Below are 16,393 nucleotides of genomic sequence, written 5' to 3'. Positions count from 1 at the left end.
GGTCGATGTCATTTGCGCTCGCCTCCCGGGGTGTCCGGCAGCGTGTCCGCGTCCGGCGTGACCGTCACCGGGCGCCCCTGCGCGTCGGCGAGAGCCTGCAACTGCCCAGCGGTGAGGGTTCGCGAGGCGCCCTTCGAGTAGTACCGCTCGAGATAGAACTGCCCGACCATGAGGATGCTCGTGATCGCCAGGTACCACGTGGACGCGACCAGCAAGAGTGGCACCGGGTAGAAGTTAGCGCCGGAGATGTCCCGGGCACGGCCGTACAGTTCACCGCTGTAGGGCACGGCCACGACGAGCGACGTGGTCTTGAGCATGCTGATCAGCTCGTTCCCCGTCGGCGGGATGATGACGCGCATCGCCTGCGGCAGCACGGTGCGGCGCATGGTCTGCGCCCACGACATGCCGAGCGCAGTCGATGCCTCGGTCTGGCCTTCACTCACCGACCCGACACCCGCCCGGACGATCTCGGCCATGTACGCGGCCTCGTTGAGGGCCAGGCCGATCACCGCGAACGTGAAGGCCGCTTCGAGCGTCTTGATGTCGATGTGCACGAACTGGGGCCCGAACGGGACGCCGAGATCGATCGTCTGGTAGATGACCGGGAACAACCCCCACAGCACCAACTGGACATAGACGGGCGTTCCGCGGAACACCCACAGATACACCCAGGCCGCGGATCGTAGGACGGGGTTGGGCGACAGCCGCATCACGGCGAGGAGGACGCCGAGCACGATCGCGATCGCCATCGCCAGCACCGTGAGCTGAATCGTCTTCCATGCGGCTGCGGTGATCCTCTTGTCGAAGAGGTACTGGCCGTAGACGTCCCAGTGGAATGCTTCGTTGGTGGCGGCGCCGTAGACGAACAGCCCGAGCAGCCCCAGCACCACGATCGCCCCGACCCAGCGCCAGGGATGCCGCAGCGGGACCGCCTTGATCGGCTCCGGTTCGGAGGCCGCCACGTCCGGTGGCCGGCTCTCGTTGGCTGGCATGGCTGTTCCCTCTCCCGTGCTCACTGCGTTGCGCCGTTGATGACCGACGTTTCGATGATTCCCGCTTCGACTCCCCACGCTTCGGCGATCGCGCGGTACTGGCCACCATCGATGAGGTACTGCACTGCCTGCTGCAGCACGGGCCCGAGGGGCGACCCCTTCGCGATCACCCACCCGTAGGGGCTCGCGTCGTATATGCCACCGGCAGTCACGAGGCGCCCGTTGCTGCGCTTGATCGCGTACGCGGTCACCGGCGAGTCGGCCGACAGGGCATCGACGCGGCCGAGGATCAACGCATTCGCGGCATCGTCCTGGCTGTCGTACTTGATCTTCCGGATCGGCGGTTTGCCGGCGGCGACACACGCCTCGCTCTTGGCCGGAACTTCCTCGATGTCCTCGATGGTGGTCGTCTGCACGCCCACACGCAGCCCGCAGGCATTGTCGGGGTCGACGTCGTCGCCCGCCCGTCGCACCCACTGCACGCCGGCGCTGTAGTAGGTGACGAAGTCCACGGACTTCTCGCGTTCGAGGGTGTCGGTGAACGACGACATGCCGACGTCCAGAGTTCCGGCCTGCACGGCGGGGATGATCTTGTCGAAGTCGGTCTCCTTGACGTCGAGGGTCAGTCCGAGAACCGCTCCGACAGCCTCGAGGAGATCAACGTCGAATCCGACGATCGTCCCGTTCTCGTCCTTGAACTCGTTGGGCGCGTACGGCGGATTGCTACCGACCCGGAGGCGCCCGGACGCGGCGATCGCGGGAGGCAACTGATCGGCGATCGCGTCGACACGCTGGACCTCGATCGGCGGCAGCACCGGAACGAGCCCCTCGTTGTTCGTCACGCAGCCCGTGGCCGTCATCGCGATCGACACCAGCAACGCCCCGACGACAATCCGGAACGACCGTGTTCGCCGACCGCCGGTCGCGGCGGCCACTCGTCCGAACATCGGTCATTCCTCCCATCTCCGGCCGTTGGACCCCGAAACCCTACTGGCTCGATACCCCCGGGCGGAAGTTGATCATGGTCATCGCCGAATCACCCGAGCGATCACCGATTCCGTGAACTCACTCGTCGACGCCAGCCCACCCATATCCGCCGTGGCCACGCCCGCTTCCACGGTGCGTTCGACGGCGTTGCGGATCCTCGCCGACGCGGCGGACAAGCCCTTGTCGTGTCCGGTGGATGCCAGCCAGTCGAGGAGCATCGCCGCGGACAGGAACAAGGCGGTCGGGTTCGCACGGTTGCGGCCGGCGATGTCCGGGGCGGCTCCGTGTGCGGCCTGCGCCATGGCCTTCGATCCGGACGCGTTGATCGACGCCGCTGTACCGAGCGATCCCGCCAACTCCGCGGCCAGGTCCGACAGGATGTCCCCGAACATGTTCTCGGTGACGATGACGTCGTACTCCTCGCCGCAGCGCACCAGATACGCGGCCATCGCGTCGACGTGCTCGTCGTCTACCCGGACGTCCGGATAGTGCTCGCCCACCTCCCGGCAGACGTCCCGGAACAGGCCGGTGGTGGTCGAGAGCACGTTGGCCTTGTGTACCACCGTGACTCGCTTGCGTCGGCGGCGCGCGAGATCGAAGGCGGCGTGCGCGATCCGTTCGCACGCCTGCCGGGTGACCACCGCGACCGCCATCGCGACGTCCGGGGTGGGCATGAACTCGCCGCTGCCGGCGAACATGTTCCGGTCGGCGTAGAAGCCTTCGGTGTTCTCCCGGACGATGACGAGATCCATGTGTGGCGACACCGCTCGCACACCTGGCAGTGCGCGCGACGGTCGGATGTTCGCGTAGAGGTCGAACCGTTTGCGGATCATCCCGCCGGGGGTCAACTGCATCTGGAACGGATCGGGATACGACGCGCTGTCGTGCGGGCCGAGGATCCACGAATCGAGGTCGGCGAGCGCGACGAGGGTGCTCTCGGGTGTCGGCGACCCGTGGGTGGCGATCGCGTCGTGGCCGATCGGGAGCGGCACCCACTCCACCTCGGCAAGCCCCACCGCAGCCACTGCAGCGTCGACGACGTCCCGGGTGGCCGGCACGATTTCGCGTCCGATTCCGTCGCCCTGCAACAGACCGATCCGCGGTTTCGGCAAATCTCCTGTACTCGCGCTCCCCATCAGGCAATCATTACTCACGATGGTCCAGTCCGTGGAGTTGCTTCTCGACCGGGATATCGACGCGACCGTACGAGCCGAATGGCGTCGACTGTCGTCGGCACGTCTGCCGAGCCAGGACCGCATCACCGCCGAATCCAATCGGCCGCACGTCACGCTCGGCGTCGCGCACCATGTTCCCCCCGACGTCGAGGTCGCACTGGTTCGCGAGCTGCCGTCGGCCCCGCTGTCCCTGCGCCTGGGCGGTGTCGTGGTGTTCGGTGGGCGCCGGCTCACCCTCGCCCGACTGGTGGTGCCCACCACCGAGCTACTGACCCTTCAGCGGATCGTCTACGAACTGATGGTCGACTGCGAGGGCGTGCCGTCGCACATCGTTCCGGGCGAGTGGACCCCGCACGTGACGCTGTCGCGCCGGATCCAGGCCACGGATCTCGGCACTGCGATCGTGGTGACGAGGGCCGGAGCCCGTGACGTCGTCGGCCGGTCGGACGGCATCAGGCGGTGGGATTCGGATGCCAAACGTGAGTGGCTGATCACACGGCGCCCCTGATGCGACGCCGCATCCGATCTCGCGCTTTCCGCATACGGAAGAATTCGCGGGACGGGAGCGTTGAACGGGCCAACGGACCGATCATCCTGACGACTCCCCGACGACTTCCCCGAAAGGACCCCTGTGGCTACCCAGACTCTGACTCAGCAGAACTTCAAGCAGATCGTCGACGACAACGACATCGTCCTCGTCGACTTCTGGGCTTCGTGGTGCGGACCGTGCCGCTCCTTCGCCCCCACCTTCGAGGCCTCCTCGGAGCAGCACGCGGACGTCGTCCACGGCAAGGTCGACACCGAGGCGGAGCAGGAATTCGCTGCTGGTGCGGGGATCCGTTCGATCCCGACCATCATGGCGTTCCGCGAGGGTGTGCTGGTGTTCAACCAGGCAGGCGCGCTGCCCCCGGCCGCGCTCGAAGACCTGATCACCCAGGTCAAGGCCCTCGATATGGACGAGGTCCGCAAGCAGATCGCCGCTCAGGCGCCGTCCGGTAACTGACCGACGCCTGACGCAGCAACCTCTGGGACGCCGACCGGCTCACGTCAGTGCGCCGCGGCGTCCCAGCTTCGTCCGGTGCCGACCGACACCTCGAGCGGCACAGACAGTTCGATGGCCGAGGCCATCTTCTCCCGCACCAACTGCTCCACGCGCTCGCGCTCGCCCGTGGCGACCTCGAGGACGAGTTCGTCGTGCACCTGCAGCAGCATCCGCGACGCGAGCCCGGCGTCCTGCAGCGAACGCTGGACGTCGATCATCGCGACCTTGATGATGTCGGCGGCCGTGCCCTGGATTGGCGCGTTGAGTGCGGCCCGCTCGGCCACCTCACGGCGCTGACGGTTGTCGCTGTTGAGATCGGGCAGGTAACGCCGACGCCCGAACAGGGTCTCGGTGTAGCCGACCTTGCGGGCCTGCTCGACCACCTCGTGCAGGTAGTCGCGCACGCCACCGAACCGCGCGAAGTACGCGTCCATCTGCTGCTTGGCCTCGTCGGTGGAGATCTTGAGCTGCGCGGCGAGGCCGAAGGCGCTCAAACCGTACGCCAGCCCGTACGACATCGCCTTGACCCGTCGACGCAGTTCCGGCGTGACCTCCTCGATGGGCACACCGAACGCCCGGGAGCCGACGAAACTGTGCAGGTCCTCCCCCGTGTTGAATGCCTCGATCAGGCCCTCGTCGCGCGACAGGTGCGCCATGATGCGCATCTCGATCTGGCTGTAGTCGGCGGTGAGCAGTGTCTCGAAGCCGTCGCCGACGACGAAGCCGTCGCGGATCTGCCGTCCCGCGTCGGTCCGGACGGGGATGTTCTGCAGGTTGGGTTCCGTCGACGACAGTCGCCCGGTCGCGGCCACGGTCTGGTTGAACGTGGTGTGGATCCGACCGTCGTCCGCGACCGTCTTGAGCAGTCCGTCGACGGTGACCTTGAGTCGCGTCGCGTCCCGGTGCGCGAGCAGGTGCTCGAGGAACGGGTGCTGGGTCTTCTCGAACAGCGACTGCAGCGCGTCGGCGTCGGTGGTGTAACCGGTCTTGGTCTTCTTGGTCTTCGGCATCTCGAGCTCGTCGAAGAGCACCACCTGAAGCTGCTTGGGCGAGCCCAGGTTGATCTGCTTGCCGATCACCTCGTACGCCGCGTCGGCTGCCTCCGCGACCCGGGCCGCGAACGTGCTCTGCAGGTCGTGCAGGTGACCGGAGTCGACGGCGATGCCCGTCGCCTCCAGCTGCGCCAGCACCGCGAGCAGCGGCAGCTCCATGTCGGCCAGCAGTCCCGTGCCCTCGATGTCCGCGAGTTCGGTGTCCAACGCCGCGGCCAGGTCGACCACCGCGCGAGCACGGAGAATCTCGCCTTCGGCCTGTTCGGCATCCGCTGCCTCTTCGTCGTCGAGCAGCGAAAGCTGTTGCTGCCCCGACTCTTCCACGCGAAGCTCCCGCTTGAGGTAGCGCAGGGACAGGTCGTCGAGGTTGAAGCTGCGCTGCCCGGGACGAACCAGGTAGGCGGCGAGCGCGGTGTCACTGGTCAGTCCGGCAAGGGTCCAGCCGCGCCCCCACAGGGCGTGCATCGCCCGCTTCGCCTCGTGCAGCGCCTTGGGCTGCGCCGGGTCCGCCAGCCATGCCACGAGCGCCGCCTCGTCCTCGGGCGTCACCGTGGCGGCCGGGATGTAGGCGCCCTCACCGTCGGACGCCGCGATCGCGATCGCGGTGACGTCTCCGCCGTAGGGGGTTCCCGCGCCGACGACGGACAGCCCGTGCCGCTCGCCGGTCGACGCGTGGTCCGCGATCCAGCCGGCCACCTCACCGGGTGTCAGGGCACGCCCGCGCACCTCGAAGCCCTCCTCGGCCTCCGGTTCCGCGGACGACAGGGTCGCGAACAGTCGGTCGCGCAACACCTTGAACTCGAGGTCGTCGAACAGCGCATGGATGCGTTCGCGGTCCCACGGCGCCAGCGCCAACTGGTCCGGCGTGTACGGCAGCGCCACGTCGCGCACCATCTCGGTGAGCTGGCGGTTGAGGACGACGCTGGGCAGGTTCGCCCGCAGCGACTCGCCCACCTTGCCCTTCACCTGGTCCACCTGGTTGACGAGGTTCTCGAACGATCCGTACTCGCGGATCCACTTGGCGGCGGTCTTCTCGCCTACCCCGGGGATACCGGGGAGGTTGTCACTCGGGTCGCCGCGCAGCGCCGCGTAGTCCGGGTACTGCTGCGGTGTGAGCCCGTACTTGTCCTCGACCGCCTCGGGGGTGAAGCGGGTGAGGTCCGAGACGCCCTTGCGCGGGTAGAGGACGGTGACGTCGTCGGTCACCAACTGCAGCGCATCCCGGTCGCCGGTCACGACCAGCACCCGGTAGCCGAGCGCGGTGGCCTGCGTCGTGAGCGTCGCGATGATGTCGTCGGCCTCGTAGCCCTCGATCGCCATCACGGGAATGCCCATCGCGCCGAGGACGTCCTTGGTGACCTCGACCTGGCCCTTGAACTCGTCCGGGGTCTTGCTGCGGTTCGCCTTGTACTCGGGGAACGCCTCCGCGCGGAAGGTCTGCCGGGAGACGTCGAATGCGGTCGCAACGTGCGTCGGCTGCTCGTCGCGCAGCAGATTGATCAGCATCGACGTGAACCCGTAGACCGCGTTGGTGGTCTGGCCGCTCTGCGTCTTGAAGTTCTCGGCGGGTAGCGCGAAGAAGGCGCGGTAGGCGAGCGAGTGCCCGTCGAGCAACAGCAGCGTCGGCCGCTCCGAGCCGGACGCGTCAGGAGTAGCGGAGACGGTGGACGAGGACGTGGATGCGGGGCTCACGGTTGACCAGTCTAGGGAGCCGGACCGACAGCCACGCCCTTCCTCCCCGCGCGTCGCCCGATGCGCGGGGTCACAGCGGGCTCAATCGCCCGCGGCGTCGGCTCCCAGCGTGTCGACGACCACCTCGGCCACGGCCTTCATCGTCGTCCGACGATCCATGGCCGCGCGCTGGATCCATTTGAATGCCTCGGGCTCGGAGAGCCCCTGTGACTGCATCAGCATGCCCTTGGCGCGCTCGATGACCTTGCGGGTCTCGAGCCGGTCCGAGAGGTTGGCAACCTCGCGTTCGAGCAACGAGATCTCCGTGAATCGGCTCGCCGCCAACTCGACCGCCGGCACCAGGTCCGCCTTCGAGAACGGCTTGACGAGGTACGCCATCGCGCCCGCATCGCGCGCCCGCTCGACCAACTCCCGCTGACTGAATGCGGTCAGGATCACAACGGGGGCAATTCGTTTGGCGGCGATCTCCGATGCCGCATCGATCCCGTCGCGGCGCGGCATCTTCACGTCCATGATCACCAGATCCGGCCGCAACTCCTCTGCCAACTCGACTGCACGCTGACCGTCGCCGGCCTCACCGACGACGTCGTAGCCCTCTTCGCGAAGCATCTCGACCAGGTCGAGCCTGATCAACGCCTCGTCTTCCGCCACCACCACACGCCGCGGCTGTCGTTCGGTGGCCTGCGTGGCGGGAGCGTTCATAGTCACCAATCTCCTCCAGTCGGCGCCCACGGATCGGGGCGCGAACGATTCGAGGGTACCGGTGGTTTGACTGGGGCCCGTGATCTTCTAGAGTAGGAACCCGCAAGACGCCCTCGTATCCCAATTGGCAGAGGAAACGGATTCAAAACCCGTGCAGTGTGAGTTCGAGTCTCACCGAGGGCACCAAGATCGAGCGCTGCGAGTGCTGCGCACCAGCTTCACATCCCGGACCCGGTCATCGACCGGCCCGGGGCCAACCAGACCGGTATGTCGTTCGGTCATCGTCGCGGAATGCCGAGGGGCGCAAGGACCGACGTGATGTCCGTGCAGAGGGTGCTCGACGGCGACTCAGAACAGTGAACCGGGGCGAGAGAACTCGGCGTTCGTACGCAGGCCTTCGGCATGCTGCCCGGGCGAGGCACCGAACAGTCGGCGGTACTCACGATTGAACTGCGAGGGGCTGTCGTAGCCGACGACATGCCCGACTCCTGCGACGTCACCGGGGTGCGCGACAAGCATCGAGCGGGCCTGCTGCAGCCGAATCCGTTTCTGGAACTGCAAGGGGCTCATGGACGTGACAGCCCGGAAGTGTCGGTGAAACGTCGATGCACTCATATTCGACAGCCGCGCGAGGTCCTCGATCCGCATCGGCTCGGCGTAGTTGTCACGGATCCAGCGGATTGCGCGGCTGATGTGCGACACATCGCTGTCGGCCAGCCCGATCTGGCGGAGCGTGTCCCCGTACGGACCGGCGAGGAGCCGCCACAGGATCTCTCGCTCGATCAGCGGGGCGAGCACGGGCACGTCCGCGGGATGATCGAGTAGTCGCAGCATCCGGGCAACCGCGTCGAGCAGATCGGCATCCGCCTCGCCGGTTGTGATCGCCGGCTGGCCGCCCGCGCCGCGGGACCACCGTTCGGTGGGGGCCTGTAGTACCAGTGCGGCGACGGCTTCCGGGCGCAGCACCAACCCCACGGCCAACGACGGCGCGCCTTCGTCGATGTCGATGTAGTGGCCGGTGACGGGCAAGGCGGCGGTGACGACCAGGCATTCCCCCGCCCGGTATTCGTAGACGTGGCCGCCGAGCAGGAGTCGCTTTCCGCCCTGGGCCATGACCACCAGCAGCGGCTCGGTCAGCGAATATTCCGGCGTGGCCGAGTCGAGGGTCACCGTCGACAGCAACAGCCCGTCGATCGGCGTCCGCATATCCGGCCTCGCGTGGGCCGCGATGCGGCCACGGATCTCGTCCAGTAGGTCGGCTGTCGTGCGCACAGTTCACGTAAGCATCCGCGCCGCGGTCCGGCAATCCGATCGGGGCGTTGTCGAGAGGATCGTGCAACGCCGCGCGTGAATCGGTCTACCCCCTCCCAGCGCTTCGCGTTTCGATGGGAATGCACGTTCCGACACGGACAAGGAGCAGATCATGGGGCTCGATCAGTACGTCACTCTCGGCCGATCGGGGCTGCGGGTCAGCCCGTTCGCCCTCGGTGCGATGACCTTCGGCGAGGACGCCGGCGGAGCCGGCTGCAGCGTCGAGGAATCCGAGAAGATCCTCGCCACCTACCTGGACCTCGGCGGGAACTTCATCGACACCGCCAACTTCTACACCAACGGCCACTCGGAGAAGATTCTCGGGGACTTCTTCGCCCACCAGCGCGGTCGCCGCGAGCGCGTGGTGCTGGCATCGAAGTTCTTCGCGAACCTCTTCCCCGGCGACCCGAACGGCGGCGGCGCGGGGCGCGCGTCGATCATTGCCCAGCTCGACGAGACCCTTCGCCGTCTCCGCACCGACTATCTCGACCTGTACTGGTTGCACAATTGGGACCGCCACACACCGATCGAGGAAACCCTGCGCACCCTCGACGACCTGGTCCGCGCCGGCAAGATCCGCTACATCGGGTTCTCCAACAACCCGGCCTGGGTGACCGCTCGGGCCCAGACCACGGCACTGTTGCGGGGGTGGACCCCGTTGATCGCGCTGCAGGTCGAGTACTCGCTGCTGGCTCGCACGGTCGAGGGCGAAGTCGCACCCCTCGCTCTCGATCAGGGCATGGCACTGGTGCCGTGGAGCCCGCTGCGGAACGGGTTCCTGTCCGGCAAGTATCGACGCGGCACCGAGGTCACCGACTCCGCCCGCGCCGCGTTCGTCGGCGGGCCAAGCGACGCCGAGTTCGTGGTGATCGACGCCGTCGCCGCGATCGCCGACGACCTCGGCACCACCTCGGCGGCCGTGGCACTGGCCTGGTTGCGGGCCCGGTCCGGGACCGTCGTCCCGATCCTCGGCGCCCGGCGAGTGGAACACCTCACGAACAACGTCGCCGGCCTGCAGGTGACCCTCGGCCCCGACCACCTCCGCATGCTCGACGAAGTGTCGGCCCCGACCCTGAACTACCCGGCGCCGATGAACGGTGACACGCGGGCGATGCTCCAGTTCGCGGGCACCACCGTGGACGGCGAATCGTCCACCGTGTACCCACCGCTGCTGCAGAGCGATGTCCGGTACTGACCGGGCTGACGGAGGGCCGACCGATACCGACCCTGGGCCCCGCACGACCGGGTCACGCCGACTCGGCCAGGGAGTCGAGAATGGCCCGGTAGTGCAGGTGCGCCATGAAATGGCCGCCGGTCCCGATGTTCAGGGTGGACTTGGGGATTCGGGTGGCCAGTTCCGTCGGCCATTCCTTGGGGATGAGCCGGTCCGCGTCGCCCCACCACACGTCGACCGGCACCTGGAGTTCCTCCGGCGAGAACCCCCACGGGCGCGCCCACGCCCGGTAGTCCTCGACCACGCCGGCAGGGATGCGCAGCCCTTCACCGGCCATTGCGGCGAACGCCTGCAGTTCGCCGTGTACGACCTCGGCGTCGGCGGGCGCGAGGGTCCGGGCGGAGATCCGCGCGAACTGTTTGGGCATGGACCATGCCAGCACCGACAGGGAGCGGAACCACGCGGCGGCCAGTGACGGACATCGTTGGGACATCCGGGTGCACCATCGATCCATCGGCGTCAAGCGCGCGAAGGTGCCGTCCTCGGTCAGCGGCAGTGCGCCCGCGACTATCGCCACCCGGTTGATTCGCGACGCCAACGCGTATCCGAGTGCCGCTGCGTACTGACCACCCATCGACCAGCCGAGCACCGCCATCCGTTCGATCCCGAGGTGGTCGGCCAACTCCTCCACGTCCGCGGCCCAGTCGAGGACTGTGCGTCCGGGGCTGGGATCCGAGAGGCCGATCCCGGGCCGATCCGGTGAGATGAGCCGGATCCCGGCGGCCTCGGCGACGGGCGCGGCCCCTCGTATGTCGAGGCGACACGACAATCCACCGTGGGCACTGACCACGACGAAGCCGTCTGCGGGTCCGTAGTCGGCGAATCCCATCGACCGACCATCTCGCAGACTGATCACCCGATCCTCAGGCCTGACAGTCACTCTGGGCACAGCGCACCTCCGACGAGTCGGAATCACGATAACGGTCGGTTGCCCAACAGTGACGGACTTCGACACTGCGAGTTCGCGGCCGTGTCGGCCCAGGCCAGGCGGCTGCCGAGCCGGCTTGCTCCGACACGCCCGGAGCTGGTGTCGCTTTTGGTCGTTTGTTCGGATTCGATCGGTCGATCCGCGCTTCCCGAGTCCCACTGGACGGACGCGCCCCCCGGGATCCGACCGTCCCACGCACCGCCGATCCGGGCCGCCGTCCGGTGGATGGGACGGCACATCGGGAATCAGTTAACTCATGCCATACTGCAACCCGTTCCAACGCCGGTCGCCGACCAGACCGGCCGATCAGGCTCGACAAGCAGATGAGGTTTGCATGAGCGACACCGCCACACCGGCCGTAGAGGGCTGGTTCACCACCGGGCCGGAGCCGGCCCTGATCGGCACCAAGTGCCGGTCCTGCGGCACGATCTCCTTCCCGCGGGAGACCACGTTCTGCAAGAACCCGGCCTGCTCCGGCGAGGAGTTCGACGATGTCGAGCTGTCGCGCCGCGGCACGGTGTGGTCGTACACCGATGCGCAGTACAAGCCGCCGGCCCCGTACATCGCGAACACCGATCCGTACGTCCCGTTCGCGCTCGCAGCGGTCGAGCTGCCCGAGGGCCTCGTCGTGCTCGGCCAGGTGGCCGACGGCTACGGCGTCGCGGACCTCAAGGTGGGCAACCCCGTCGAACTGGTCATCGAGACCCTCTACACCGACGAGACGGGCGACCGTAGCATCTGGCGCTGGAAGCCGGTCGCTGCAGCAGAGAACGGGGCACAGGCATGAGCACCAACAATGATGTGGCCGTCCTCGGCGTCGGTATGCACGCGTGGGGCAAGTGGGGCCACTCGTTCGTCAAGTACGGTGTCGCCGCCGCCCGCGCGGCCCTCGCCGACTCGGGCGTGGACTGGCAGGACGTCGACCTCATCGTCGGCGGCGAGACGGTCCGCAACGGCTACGGCGGCTATGTCGCCGGCGCCACCTTCGCGCAGGCCCTCGGATGGAACGGCGCCCGCGTCGCGACGTCGTACGCCGCATGCGCCACCGGCGCTCAGGCACTCGACACCGCCCGCGCCCGGATCCTGGCCGGACTCTCCGACGTCGCACTGGTCGTCGGCGCCGACACGACGCCCAAGGGCTTCCTGGCTCCGGTCGCCGGCGAGCGCTGGGACGATCCGGACTGGCTCCGCTTCCGCCTGATGGGCATGACCAACCCGGCGTACTTCGCGCTCAATGCGCGTCGGCGCATCGACCTGTACGGCGCCACCCCCGAGGACTTCGCCGCCGTCAAGGTCAAGAACGCCAAGCACGGCCTGAACAACCCGAACGCGCGCTACCGCAAGGAAGTTTCGGCGGCCGACGTGCTGGCCTCGCCGGTGGTCGCGGACCCGTTGCACCTGCTCGACATCTGCGCCACGTCCGACGGCGGCGCCGCCATCATCCTGACGTCCATGGAGTACGCCCGCAAGAAGGGCATCGTGGATCCCGTTCGGATCAAGGCAATTTCGACCGTCACGCCGACGTTCCCGCAGACGATCATGGACATGCCGAACTTCTCCACCGAGTCGGCGTCCGCGGTGCCCGCGCCCGAGCGCACGTTCAAGGAGTCGATCGGCGACGCGGCCTACGAGGAGGCCGGCATCTCTCCCGAGGACGTCGACGTCGCCGAGGTCTACGACCTCGCCACGTCGGTCGAGCTCGACTGGATCGAGGACCTGGGACTGTGCAAGCGCGGCGAGGCCGAGCACCTGTTGCGTGCCGGTGACACCACGATCGGTGGCCGCATCCCGGTCAACCCGTCCGGTGGTCTCGCCTGCTTCGGCGAAGCCGTTCCGGCACAGGCACTCGCGCAGGTCTGCGAGCTCACCTGGCAGCTCCGCGGCCAGGCCGAGGGCCGCCAGGTGGAGGGTGCTCGCGTGGGTATCACCGCCAATCAGGGCCTGTTCGGGCACGGCTCGTCGGTGATCGTTTCCGTCTGACGGACATTCAGCGACATCGAGCGCCCCTCTCCCACCGGGAGAGGGGCGCTTTCGCTATGTTCGACGGCATGACGGATGCGGCAGGCTCGCTCGACGATCATGTTCGCCCACATCTCGATTCGTCCGCTCTCGTGGTGATCGACATGCAGAACGACTTCATGGACGAGGGGCCGCTTCCGGTTCCCGGAACCGCAGCCTTACTCCCTGTGCTCACCCGGATCGTCGACGCGTACCGCCGCGCCGGGCGCCCGATCGTGCATGTCGTCCGGATCTATGACGGCGATGACGTCGACCTCGTGCGCCGGACGGCCATCACCCGTGACGACGCGCCGCTCGTGCGGCCGGGCACGGCAGGCTCGCAGGTGGGTCGACGGTCTCCTGCCCGTCGGCGCGCCGCCACTCGATCCGAAACTCCTTGTCGAGGGTGGGTTCCAGTCGGTAGGCCCGTCCGAGACCGTGATGTGGAAGCCGCGCTGGAGCGCATTCCATCGGACCCGGCTGGACGAGTACCTGGCCGGACTCGGCGTCGACACCGTCGTCGTCGCCGGCTGCAATTTCCCGAACTGCCCGCGGGCCACGCTGTTCGACGCGAGCGCCCGCGACTACCGGACCGTTCTCGCCTCCGGCGCGACGTCACAGGTCACACCGGATCGCCTCGCCGATGCCCGGTCCATCGGAGTCGTCGTAATGCCCGCCGCAGCCATCGCCGCCGCGTTCCATGCGACGTGAACAGGTCTTTTTCGCCGAAACTGCACGGTTGCGCAATTCGTAGCCGGCGCACTGTTTCTGGTCGCGTGAGCATTTCGCACCACCCTGGATGTGACTGACGTCACGGCCTAGCAGTGACCCTCATCACTGTTTGGACTCGAGTCCAACCCCGGAAACCGGGCTGTTTCGCCCGCCGACCTCCCGATACGACCGACCACACAGCGCCATCATGGACGGCCGTACCGAAAAACCGATGGGTGACGCCGAAACCGATCCGTCCTAGCGTCGTCAACGGCTCGACACGAACGAGCAACCGCCGTCCCGCTTCTCGTCATCTCTGCCCCCGCGGGACCGGATTCGAAGACCTTCCAGGGCAGAAGCGAGGGAATCGCTTCCGGCGCCCACCGACGGGCCCCCGGAACCCTCGCCATCCACCACGGAGAGGACATCAACTATGGCTGGCATCACCGTCAAACGCGCACTCGGCACCGTCGCCGCCACCACGGCACTTATCGCCGCACCACTCGCAATGAGCACCGGCACGGCCAACGCCGCCTCCGGCGACTGGGATTCCGTCGCCCAGTGCGAGAGCGGCGGCGACTGGGGCGCGGACACCGGTAACGGCTACTACGGCGGCCTGCAGTTCAGCGCCGGGACCTGGAACGCCAACGGCGGCTCCGGCCTGCCCCACCACAATTCGCGTGAGGAGCAGATCCGGGTTGCCGAGAGCGTTCTGGCGAACCAGGGCAGTGGTGCGTGGCCGTCGTGCGGCCAATTCCTCTGAGCCTGAATACGCTCGCCGAGGAGGCGCTCTTCGTGCCGGATTTCCGGCACGAAGAGCGCCTCCTGCGTTCACCAGAGTCGATTCCGTTCGGCCATCGGATTCACGAGTCGCTCGGACCCGCCGGCGAGGCGATGACGAGTTCACGGAAAGAGCCGCTGCGGTCGAGTTCGAGCACCCTGTCGAGTTCCAGACGCTCGAGGAACGCGGTGTCGTGACTGACCACCAGAACGGCACCCCGATAGTCGCGCAGCGCATCGACCAGTTGGTCGACGCTGCGGATGTCGAGGTTGTTGGTCGGCTCGTCGAGGACCAGAATCTGCGCCGGCGGATCCGCCAGGAGAAGCTTCGCGAGCGACACACGGAAGCGCTCTCCACCCGAAAGGGTGGATACCAGGCGGTCCACGCTGTCACCTCGAAGAAGCAAGCGGGCCAGTTGATTACGGATAGCACCCGACGACATGGTCGGCGCCGCCGCACGGACGTTGTCGAGGGCGCCGGCCTCGTCGTCGAGCCCGTCGAGACGTTGTGGGAGGTACCCCACTCGGTCAGTGAACAAGGTCCCGCTCGGACGACCCGGTGCCGCTGGCCGTCCGTAGACCAGCCCCTCGATCAGGGTCGTCTTGCCGACACCGTTGGGTCCAGTGACCGCGAGCCGTTCCGGGCCCTGCACCTGGACAGTACGATTCGTTCCGCGAAGTTCGGCGATCCGCCGGCTGCGCGGAACGTCGGGATCCGGCAGTCCCAGATGAATATGTTCGTCGGCCCGAACGCGTGCGGCGGCCGCATCGACTGCCGCTTTGGCGGCCTGCACTTTCGCGTCGAGCCCGGTGCGCATGGCACCGGCCGATGCTTGTGCCTTGCTCGCACGATTTCCCGCCAGGATCTTCGGGATGCCCCCGCTCTGCTGGGTTGTCCGAGCGGTCCGCTCCCGGCGCGCCAGCTTCGTCTCGGCCTCGACGCGTTGCCGCTTCTCGACTTTGAGTGCTTGTTCCGCCGATCGGGCTGCCTGAACCGCCGCTGCCTGCTCGCGGCCGAGATGCTCGCGCCACGCGCTGTAGGGCCCGCCGAAGACGCCTACCCGACCGGCGTGTAGCTCGGCGGTGTCGTCCATGCGTTCCAACAGGTTCACGTCGTGGCTGACGACGACGAGCGCTCCCGGCCAGGTGCCGACCAGCTCTGCGAGTTTTGCGCGAGTCGACATGTCGAGGTTGTTGGTGGGCTCATCGAGCAACGTGATCGGTGTGTGCTGAAGGCGCAGCCCGGTGATTGCGACGAGCATGGCCTCGCCACCGGATATCTGTCCGACTCGTCGGTCGAGATCAGCGGCGGAGAAGCCGATCTCACCGAGCGCCTCAGCGGCGCGGGTCTCGATGTCCCAGTCGTCGCCGATCGCCTCGAAGTGAACATCGTCGACCTCCCCGGCCTCGATCGCACGGAGCGCCGCCAGCTTGTCGGCGATTCCGAGGAGCGCGGCCAGTCGCGTCTGCCGGTCGAGCGTCAGGGTTTGCGGCAGATAGCCGACATCGCCCGACGTCGTGATCTGTCCCGACGTGGGTGTGAGCACTCCGGCGATCAGCTTCAGCAGTGTCGACTTCCCTGCTCCGTTGTCGCCGACCAGTCCGGTGCGACCGGAACCGATGGTGCCGAAGAGTCCTGCGAGCGCGACTGTTCCGTCAGGCCACTCGAACGTGAGGTCCCGAAAGGTGATCGCGGGTTTGATGGACGTTGACATGTTCTGTCTCCCTGTGTGCAAGGCAATCCGATCGGCGCGGCGGCCCGCCGGATCTGCGTCTACTCCACAGACCC

Annotated in this window: 13 protein-coding genes, 1 tRNA gene and 2 pseudogenes; 8 read left to right on the top strand and 8 right to left on the bottom strand. The window is 67.5% G+C overall.

Features of this window, described 5'->3' with window-relative positions; all coding sequences use genetic code 11:
* Nucleotides 1-8: 8 nt before the first annotated feature.
* From DEU38_RS18375 to DEU38_RS18365, 3 genes are all read right to left on the bottom strand, one after another.
* On the bottom strand, nucleotides 9-992 hold the full coding sequence (locus DEU38_RS18375; protein ID WP_114722883.1) for an amino acid ABC transporter permease: 984 nt from the start codon (nucleotides 990-992) through the stop codon (nucleotides 9-11).
* Between the two features lie 20 nt (nucleotides 993-1,012).
* On the bottom strand, nucleotides 1,013-1,852 hold the full coding sequence (locus tag DEU38_RS18370; protein ID WP_114722882.1) for an ABC transporter substrate-binding protein: 840 nt from the start codon (nucleotides 1,850-1,852) through the stop codon (nucleotides 1,013-1,015).
* A gap of 165 nt (nucleotides 1,853-2,017) precedes the next feature.
* A complete protein-coding gene (locus DEU38_RS18365; RefSeq protein ID WP_114722832.1) occupies nucleotides 2,018-3,115 on the bottom strand; it encodes an isocitrate/isopropylmalate dehydrogenase family protein in 1,098 nt (365 codons plus the stop codon).
* 19 nt (nucleotides 3,116-3,134) lie between these two features.
* Here DEU38_RS18365 and DEU38_RS18360 point away from each other — a divergent pair, with 19 nt between their 5' ends.
* Complete coding sequence (locus DEU38_RS18360; protein ID WP_114722831.1) at nucleotides 3,135-3,662, top strand: 2'-5' RNA ligase family protein; 528 nt, start codon at nucleotides 3,135-3,137, stop codon at nucleotides 3,660-3,662.
* A 123-nt stretch (nucleotides 3,663-3,785) separates the two neighbouring features.
* Nucleotides 3,786-4,157: a thioredoxin gene (gene trxA / locus DEU38_RS18355; protein ID WP_114722830.1), complete on the top strand. Its 372-nt coding sequence runs from the start codon at nucleotides 3,786-3,788 to the stop codon at nucleotides 4,155-4,157.
* Between the two features lie 44 nt (nucleotides 4,158-4,201).
* Here trxA and polA read toward each other — a convergent pair whose 3' ends face one another.
* Nucleotides 4,202-6,940: a DNA polymerase I gene (gene polA / locus DEU38_RS18350; protein WP_114722829.1), complete on the bottom strand. Its 2,739-nt coding sequence runs from the start codon at nucleotides 6,938-6,940 to the stop codon at nucleotides 4,202-4,204.
* Nucleotides 6,941-7,021: 81 nt separating this feature from the next.
* Nucleotides 7,022-7,642 (bottom strand): ANTAR domain-containing response regulator, encoded by a 621-nt coding sequence (locus tag DEU38_RS18345; RefSeq protein WP_114722828.1) that lies wholly within the window; start codon nucleotides 7,640-7,642, stop codon nucleotides 7,022-7,024.
* A gap of 109 nt (nucleotides 7,643-7,751) precedes the next feature.
* On the opposite strand from DEU38_RS18345, the gene DEU38_RS18340 reads away from it, so the two are divergent.
* Nucleotides 7,752-7,828, top strand: a tRNA-Leu gene (locus DEU38_RS18340).
* A gap of 162 nt (nucleotides 7,829-7,990) precedes the next feature.
* Here DEU38_RS18340 and DEU38_RS18335 read toward each other — a convergent pair.
* Complete coding sequence (locus DEU38_RS18335; RefSeq protein ID WP_114722827.1) at nucleotides 7,991-8,914, bottom strand: AraC family transcriptional regulator; 924 nt, start codon at nucleotides 8,912-8,914, stop codon at nucleotides 7,991-7,993.
* Between the two features lie 151 nt (nucleotides 8,915-9,065).
* Between DEU38_RS18335 and DEU38_RS18330 the strand changes: the two genes are divergently transcribed.
* Complete coding sequence (locus DEU38_RS18330; RefSeq protein WP_114722826.1) at nucleotides 9,066-10,148, top strand: aldo/keto reductase; 1,083 nt, start codon at nucleotides 9,066-9,068, stop codon at nucleotides 10,146-10,148.
* Nucleotides 10,149-10,200: 52 nt separating this feature from the next.
* Here DEU38_RS18330 and DEU38_RS18325 read toward each other — a convergent pair whose 3' ends face one another.
* Nucleotides 10,201-11,016 (bottom strand): alpha/beta fold hydrolase, encoded by an 816-nt coding sequence (locus DEU38_RS18325; RefSeq protein WP_254622518.1) that lies wholly within the window; start codon nucleotides 11,014-11,016, stop codon nucleotides 10,201-10,203.
* A gap of 433 nt (nucleotides 11,017-11,449) precedes the next feature.
* Here DEU38_RS18325 and DEU38_RS18320 point away from each other — a divergent pair, with 433 nt between their 5' ends.
* The 4 genes and pseudogenes from DEU38_RS18320 to DEU38_RS18305 form a co-directional block, all read left to right on the top strand.
* Nucleotides 11,450-11,902, top strand: coding sequence for a Zn-ribbon domain-containing OB-fold protein (locus DEU38_RS18320; RefSeq protein WP_114722824.1), 453 nt, complete (start codon nucleotides 11,450-11,452; stop codon nucleotides 11,900-11,902).
* Nucleotides 11,899-13,095 (top strand): lipid-transfer protein, encoded by a 1,197-nt coding sequence (locus DEU38_RS18315; RefSeq protein ID WP_114722823.1) that lies wholly within the window; start codon nucleotides 11,899-11,901, stop codon nucleotides 13,093-13,095. Before DEU38_RS18320 ends, DEU38_RS18315 begins: the two co-directional genes overlap by 4 nt.
* 68 nt (nucleotides 13,096-13,163) lie before the next feature.
* Nucleotides 13,164-13,824: pseudogene (locus DEU38_RS18310) on the top strand (cysteine hydrolase family protein).
* Nucleotides 13,825-14,257: 433 nt separating this feature from the next.
* Nucleotides 14,258-14,584: pseudogene (locus DEU38_RS18305) on the top strand (transglycosylase family protein); the annotation flags it as partial.
* Between the two features lie 103 nt (nucleotides 14,585-14,687).
* Here the strand turns inward: DEU38_RS18305 and DEU38_RS18300 are convergent.
* Nucleotides 14,688-16,319 carry an ABC-F family ATP-binding cassette domain-containing protein gene (locus DEU38_RS18300; RefSeq protein ID WP_114722821.1) on the bottom strand — a complete coding sequence of 544 codons (1,632 nt, stop codon included), beginning with the start codon at nucleotides 16,317-16,319 and terminating at the stop codon, nucleotides 14,688-14,690.
* Nucleotides 16,320-16,393: the final 74 nt, after the last annotated feature.

Source organism: Rhodococcus sp. AG1013 (genome assembly GCF_003350365.1).
GTDB lineage: Bacteria > Actinomycetota > Actinomycetes > Mycobacteriales > Mycobacteriaceae > Prescottella.
The sequence above is the reverse complement of the archived record's forward strand: the minus strand, read 5'-3'. Positions and strand labels throughout refer to the sequence as shown.

Excerpts from the sequence above, each read along its gene's own strand:
- DEU38_RS18375 (WP_114722883.1), bottom strand. The coding sequence starts at position 992 with ATGCCAGCCAACGAGAGCCGGCCACCGGACGTGGCGGCCTCCGAACCG.
- DEU38_RS18370 (WP_114722882.1), bottom strand. The coding sequence starts at position 1,852 with ATGACGGCCACGGGCTGCGTGACGAACAACGAGGGGCTCGTTCCGGTG.
- DEU38_RS18365 (WP_114722832.1), bottom strand. The coding sequence starts at position 3,115 with ATGGGGAGCGCGAGTACAGGAGATTTGCCGAAACCGCGGATCGGTCTG.
- DEU38_RS18360 (WP_114722831.1), top strand. The coding sequence starts at position 3,135 with ATGGTCCAGTCCGTGGAGTTGCTTCTCGACCGGGATATCGACGCGACC.
- DEU38_RS18345 (WP_114722828.1), bottom strand. The coding sequence starts at position 7,642 with ATGAACGCTCCCGCCACGCAGGCCACCGAACGACAGCCGCGGCGTGTG.
- DEU38_RS18330 (WP_114722826.1), top strand. The coding sequence starts at position 9,066 with ATGGGGCTCGATCAGTACGTCACTCTCGGCCGATCGGGGCTGCGGGTC.
- DEU38_RS18325 (WP_254622518.1), bottom strand. The coding sequence starts at position 11,016 with ATGGGATTCGCCGACTACGGACCCGCAGACGGCTTCGTCGTGGTCAGT.
- DEU38_RS18320 (WP_114722824.1), top strand. The coding sequence starts at position 11,450 with ATGAGCGACACCGCCACACCGGCCGTAGAGGGCTGGTTCACCACCGGG.
- DEU38_RS18315 (WP_114722823.1), top strand. The coding sequence starts at position 11,899 with ATGAGCACCAACAATGATGTGGCCGTCCTCGGCGTCGGTATGCACGCG.
- DEU38_RS18300 (WP_114722821.1), bottom strand. The coding sequence starts at position 16,319 with ATGTCAACGTCCATCAAACCCGCGATCACCTTTCGGGACCTCACGTTC.